A 6,964-nucleotide genomic window follows, 5' to 3' on the forward strand; every position below is an offset into this window, starting at 1 on the left:
AATCGCCTTTTTTGTTATTTAGATTTTAGATATTAGACATTAGATATCAGACACTGCATTTCGGCTTTTGAAAGAAAGGTATGTATCCAAGAAAGGAAGGGAAATTTGTCTTGAAGAAAAGAAGGGAAATTTGTCTGAACCAGGAAAGAAAGGATTAAAAGATTAACAGGATCCTGCTAATCCTTACATCCTTCCTTTCCTGGTTCAAAGACAAATAATCCTGCTAATCCTTACATCCTTCCTTTCCTGGTTCAGACAAATTTTCTTTTCCTTCCCCGGTTCAAAGACAACACACATCTCGCGCTTCCTTTCAAACAACACTCTAATGTCTAAAATCTCATATCTAATATCTCATATCTAATATCTCATATCTAATATCTAATCAACAATTTTCTGATGCCTTCCCTCCAGCGCCGCAATTAACTTCGCTTTTACAAGCGTATAGGTGTAATCTTTGGCTTCTGCAAAAGAGATGTTATACCGGCGTTCTATTTGTTGCAACTCGTTAGGAAAACGAACCAATAACTTATCGTAATACGCATCTAACACTTCGTTGGATGGCATTTCAAAACTAATCTTCAATTGAAAACGGCGGATCAGCGCAAAGTCTATGATATCGATATGGTTCGTTGCACAGATGAGCATCACTTGCTCGGGCAAGTAGTCAATCAGCTGAATCATTGTATTCACCAAGCGGCGCATCTCACCCACATCGTTCTCATCCTCGCCTCGAGCTTTTCCAATCTGATCAAATTCATCCAGAAATAATACCGCTTTATCGCGAATCGCCCGATCGAATACCTGCTTAATATTTTGGGACGTTTCCCCAATTCTAGAATTGATGATGTTGCTTAGGTTCAATACGATCAACGGTCTTTCCACAGCATTTGCTATAGCCTTAGCTGTTGTCGTTTTCCCACAGCCGGAGCTGCCGAAAAGCAAAACCTTATTGTTTACCGGAAGGCCATATTGTTGAAGGTCTTCAACATATAATTGTTCTTTAATCAATTGCTGGATCTGCAATCGGTTTTCCTCGCTCAGGAAAACATCATTTAAATTAACTGGTTCTTTATCCTTAATAATAAGGTCTTGAATATTCATGCGTTACGGGGGAGTCAAACTTCTATAAAGCCCAAAAATACGAAATACTTACTCGATAACTAAGAGAAGCACCGGATAATCTTTTCCCAAGGAATCCTGCTCAGTACGCGATGATACTTTAAAGCCATGCCTTTGATAGAAGACAACAGCCTGTTCGTTCTGCTCATTAACATCTACAGACTTTACGCCAAGTTCCTCGACAGCATAGTTCAACAATTGCTTGCCTATACCGCGGCCGCGGAAAGCATCATCAACGAATAGCATCTCCAAATGATGTTCATTTACAGCCATGAATCCGAGAATAGACTCCTCTTTAAATACATAAACTTCTAAGTGAGGCAGATATTCGTTTGGTATCGCGTCTTTAAAAAACAAAAAGTCTTCTTCCTTCAAAAAATGATGGGTAGCTTTTACAGCAGATTCCCAAATATCAACCAATATCCTATAATCCTGAGACTCGTAGCGCTCAATTACCCCTCTAATTTCTGCCAATTGCTTTTTTCAATTAAGTAAACGAAGTTCTTTTTAATACCCTCGCCGTAATAGGCTACTTCCTTCTCATCAATCTTAATTGCGCCCAAGCGCTCGATAGATATCTGCGAGCGTAAGTTTTCCGCACCGATATGAAAAAGTACCTTCGAAACATAAGGAAAGATGTAAGCTAGCATCATGCGCTTGACCGCATGATTGGCTCCCGAACCCCAATAATTCGTTGCGTAGAATGTGTAGCCTATATGAATGCTATCATCCAGTGGTTCTCGGTCGTAAAATCGAGTACAGCCTATTACCGCCATGCTATCTTTATCAATAACTTTGAACGCGCCTCCACTATTTAAAGCGCCTTCAAAGAAATTCGTGAATACGTCACGACGCCAACGGTCTTTATTAGGATGCTGCTCCCAAACTTTAGGGTCCGAAGCAACTGCATATAGTTCTTCGAAATCATCCGCTTGTAATGGGAGCAGCAAATATTGCTCATGCTCTAGCACAGGCTGTAGGTTAACATTCATTTCCATTGCTCTCTGGTATTTGGTGTTTACCAAAGTTAAAGAACAATCATTTAAAATGTATGACGATTATCATTAGAATCTGTATCAATCAATTTGTTATATGGGTCAACACCTACCGCGATGGGCTTCTCATTTACAACAAAGGTCAATCGATTTTTGATACGATCCACTTTAACCCGCTTTTCTAAAAGCGCATGTTCGTGCTCATACTTCCCCTGCTTCTTCGGCGATCCAAAAATCGCGACATCAACGTAATCGCGCAAAGGCAATGATTCCACGGAACGCTTATCACTATCTTTCATCTTCTCCGAAAGCTTCGTTCCCTTCACATCTTCATAACTGCGCTTTCCCTTCTCATCCGTGCGATATTTCGACACCTTAAAGTCCATGCTCACCTCATATTTACCATCCTTGAGTGGCTTAATGCTAGCATTTTCGATGGCATTATCGTAAAGCGTTACTGTCTCGTACATATCTTTGATCAAGTATTGCAGCGAATCCGGCGTGTGCTTTCTTAGTACATCCACAAACTCGATTGAAGTCGTATAAGGTGGGTTTTGAAACGCTGTCTTCGCAATATATTCCTTGAGCATGCTGCTGAACGCGTTCTCCCCTAAATAATCGCTCATGGCATACATCACCAACGATCCCTTGTTATAATGAATGTATTGTTGATTTTCATTCAACATCAACGGGTTCTCTTTCAACTGTTCGCTCGCGCGCCCCATTAAATATTGGTCTAAGGCATCCTTCAAAAACTTACGCATCTGCCCCTTACCATAGGTATGCTCCAACACTTTTAGAGAACTATATTCTGATAAAGACTCTGACATCATGGTAGCACCCTTCACATTCGCCCCGATTACCTGATGCGCCCACCATTGATGCGCAAACTCATGCGCCACAACCGAGTACGGATAATCTACTGCATTCGGATTTTCATCGTCTACTTTAGCAATAAAACCAATGCTCTCGGAAAATGGAACTGTATTCGCAAAGGCTTGTGCAAACGTACCGTGCGTACTAGGAAACTCAATAATACGTAATTGATTGAACTGATATGGGCTGAAATTCGACTCGTAATAGCCCAAAGATTTTTTGATCGAAGCCATCATACGGTCTAGATTATAATCATGTCCTTTGTGATAGTAAATCTCCATATTCTTGCCATTCACCTTCTCTTTCTTTACCTCATACTTCGCCGAAATAAACGAATAAAAGTTAAGGATCGGACTATCCATTTTATAATGGAAGTACTTCTTGCCATTCTCTTCCCACTCCTTCTGCAAGTATCCTGGCGCAATCGCAATCTGGTCCGGACTTGTACTAACGATCGCTTCAAAGTCTATCCAATCTGCATCTTTCGAGATGTAGGTATTCCTCAATTTGCTACTGTCGCGAGGATCTGCCATACGATCGCGTGGTGCCAATTTATACTTCTCACGGACTCTGTTATCCACAAGCTCTACCCCATCTTCATATGCTAAAGATGGAAAAACGGAGTTATTAAAAAATGTTCCATTTTCTAAAATCAACGAGCGATCCATTAAGAAGGTATTCGAAAGACTAGTAAGTTGATACTTAATTTTCAAAGAATCACCAGGCATCAAAGGTTCCTGCAAATGATAGATGTTGACTTCCAAAATACTATCCTTAACCGTATTTTTAATCTGACGATCCAATTTAACCTCAGTCTTCACAGATCCATTAAATCGCATAAACATCGAGTCAATAGGCTGCTCCGTCTTATTCACATAAACAAAATTGCCCTCCGCCTTAAGATGTCGGTCTTTTGGTGTTATATCGACCTTTGCGAATACACTAACCAAGCGCGGCATAGGCAGATCTTGGAAATGTCGGTACTTTTTCTCATAATCTACCTGCTGCAATTCCTTCTCTTTGTTGGAATAGCGAGTCGAAACAACGTTATTTACATAGTAAATCGCATAACCTAAACCAACAAAAGCAATCAACGACAACAGCGCCGGGATTACAATTGGCGCTTTAAAACGCAGTGCAAATTGTTGCAATCTATCCTTCACGTTGGAGATGATACCGCGGCGCCAGAACAATAATGTCAAGGCAAATAATACACCTGTAAACAACAACCAATATAATCGATAATATAAATAATGACGGATATCTGCATAACCATTCATATCTGAATAGTGATAGCTAGCGCCGTTATTGAATTTATAGATTGCCTGCTCGATACCAATTCTAGACAGGAATGGGATGCCTAAGACAATGATTAAGCACACGATAAACCCTACAAAATAATTGCGGAAGAACCCATGGATAAATAACGCAAAACCTATCAATACCAGATATTTCAAGTAATCGAGGATAAACAATTCGTATAAATAATGTCCAATCTCGAATTTGAAATAACCATTATAAGTTTGATAGATAATACCGGTCAGCATACTAATGATGAGGACAACGATGGTCATCTTCATCAAAGCGATATACTTGGAAGTCAATAACACCCAGTTCGGAACAGACGTCGAGTCAATAAGCAATTTCATATTGCTTTGTTGATCCCGCTGTATGAGCATTCCGGCGAACAACAAGATCATGATCACGAGGAAAAAACTGTATATTCCACCCATGGTCTGCAAGACTTGCCATGTAACGGGATAAGTAACCGTACCATACAGCATACCTCCGACAGACATCACCGCCAATACGAATAATGCCGCTATCAGCAACAGAATAATGAACGTCCAATTCTTAACCACATACTTGAAATCGATGTGGCTCAGTCGCCAGCTCAACTTCAAATTGCTGAAAAAAGAATGCGATATGCCGACCTTTGGCAGATCAATCTTGATTATGCTACCAAAGTTATTTTTCGTAACCCGTTCAGAAGACTTCGAACGTGTGAAGCTGATCCCCAATTGTGAGAATGAGAACTTATAATAAACCAAGCCTAAGATCAGCACTGCCAGCCCCGTCCAAATAAGTCGGTTGTAAAGCATAACGCCCGACATGGGTAATAGGTTATTGTTCTGCTCTTCAACGCTCCAGTATTTTGTATAATAGGTAATAGGCTGGAATCCAAATGGGTCTAACAGAGCAACCAAATAACGATTATCCGCATCCTGCGTAGCAATATCAAGCACCGATTGCAATAACAATAAGATCAGCACGAACACAAATCCAACGTAGATATTTCGGCTGAAGGTTACTAACGCAAAAATGATACTTCCGAACAAAAGAAAGTTCGGCAAAACAACCAATAGAAATCCACTGAAATATGCCTCTATACGATTTGGCCCCAACATACTCTTATCGATTCCTGGATGAAATTGAGCCATATAATAACCCAATATGGTAAGGATGGCTACAAAACTGACAACCAGCAATGCACTGAGAAATTTCGCCGACAGGTAACTTAACTTATCTAGCGGATAAGAAAATAATAGATTATGTACGTGATAGAGATAATCCCTATATACTGCCGCGCCAATAATAGTCGGCAATAGGAAGTAAATCAACGTAGAAAAACTATTGAAGAACCCCGCGATATTTAGTGGCGAATTGACATATACAGGAGTCGATGTCGTCGCAGAAACGGCATCGAATGCACCCAACGCAGCAATCGTCGTAAAGTAAGCTAAGGCAAAATAAATAACACAATAGACATAGAAAACAGGCTGTTTAAACCAGCGTGTTACTTCGAAAGTAAAGATGGTACTAAACATTGATGCTATCGTTTTTAAGGGCTACAAAATAAACGTCTTCTAGTATAGGGCTTACCGAGCGAAAAGACTCGTCAGGCTGCACATCGCTCATTACGCGAATGTTGAGCGTATTGTCCTGATTATAGTTCGAAGAGATAATATTATGTGTCGCATTTGCTGCATCAAACTCGCTGCGTTCAACGCGCTTCGTCCAGATCTTACCATTCAACTGCTTCTCCCCTTCTTCTGACGAACCACGGAACAGCACACGGCCACCATTCATGATCGCCAATTCATGGCATAATTCACGAACATCATCCACAATGTGTGTTGAGAAAATAACGGTATGCTGTGCTCCGATCTCACGAAGAACATTTAAGAAGCGATGGCGCTCCGCTGGGTCTAATCCAGCCGTCGGCTCATCAACGATAATTAATTTCGGATTATTCAGCAACATCTGCGCAATACCGAAACGTTGCTTCATACCACCAGAATATCCGCTCACGCTTTTCTTACGTACATCGTAAAGATTTGTCACCTGCAATACTTCCGTAACAATCTTTTGGCGGTCGGCTTTAGCACTGATTCCTTTCAGATTAGCAAAATAGTTCAATAGCTCCTCAGCAGATAAGTTCGGATACACCCCAAATTCCTGTGGCAAATAACCCAATACGCGACGAAGCGCATTCTTATCGCTCAATATATCGATATCTCCAAAGGTAATATCGCCCGAATCCGGTGTCTGCAAAGTCGCGATAGTACGCATTAGAGATGATTTCCCAGCACCATTTGGCCCCAATAAACCAAACATCCCCGGCCCTATCGTCAAATTAACATTATCTAGCGCCTTCACGCCATTACTATAAGTCTTGTTTAAATTACTAATCGTTAAGTTCATGTTGTTAGTCGTTATATTAGGTTAGTCGCCTTAAAAGCAAAAATGTAACAATAAAAATTAAAATAAATAATTTTCTACCAGCATCAAATAGTTTGATCAATAAACCGAAGAATATAAATCGTACTTACCTTCCTCAGGTCAAAGCCTTTATAATACCTAATCAAAACCCTTTCATAGCCCTTTCAGAAGGGTTATGAAAGGGTTAAACATTGGGTTTGAATTGGGTTAGAATAGTATCTAGTAGTTAGTAATGCGAATTAAGGGTTGAA

Annotated in this window: 5 protein-coding genes; all 5 read right to left on the reverse strand. The window is 40.4% G+C overall.

The genetic code is table 11. The features are described 5' to 3' along the window. Window positions 1–378: 378 nt before the first annotated feature. From B2400_RS04470 to B2400_RS04490, 5 genes are read right to left on the reverse strand one after another with little or no spacing between them, the layout of a single operon-like run. Entirely contained in the window at window positions 379–1,101 is a 723-nt protein-coding gene (locus B2400_RS04470) for an AAA family ATPase (protein ID WP_293931248.1), read from the reverse strand. Window positions 1,102–1,149: 48 nt separating this feature from the next. After that, window positions 1,150–1,593, reverse strand: coding sequence for a GNAT family N-acetyltransferase (locus tag B2400_RS04475; RefSeq protein WP_246172240.1), 444 nt, complete (start codon window positions 1,591–1,593; stop codon window positions 1,150–1,152). Then, on the reverse strand, window positions 1,572–2,111 hold the full coding sequence (locus B2400_RS04480) for a GNAT family N-acetyltransferase (protein ID WP_149526457.1): 540 nt from the start codon (window positions 2,109–2,111) through the stop codon (window positions 1,572–1,574). The genes B2400_RS04475 and B2400_RS04480 overlap by 22 nt, the downstream gene beginning before the upstream one ends. 50 nt (window positions 2,112–2,161) lie before the next feature. Next, window positions 2,162–5,818, reverse strand: coding sequence for an ABC transporter permease/M1 family aminopeptidase (locus tag B2400_RS04485; protein ID WP_149526458.1), 3,657 nt, complete (start codon window positions 5,816–5,818; stop codon window positions 2,162–2,164). After that, a complete protein-coding gene (locus tag B2400_RS04490; protein ID WP_149526459.1) occupies window positions 5,811–6,695 on the reverse strand; it encodes an ABC transporter ATP-binding protein in 885 nt (294 codons plus the stop codon). The genes B2400_RS04485 and B2400_RS04490 overlap by 8 nt, the downstream gene beginning before the upstream one ends. Window positions 6,696–6,964: the final 269 nt, after the last annotated feature.

It is taken from the genome of Sphingobacterium sp. UBA6645 (assembly GCF_002455685.1).
Taxonomy (GTDB): Bacteria; Bacteroidota; Bacteroidia; order Sphingobacteriales; family Sphingobacteriaceae; genus Sphingobacterium; species Sphingobacterium hotanense.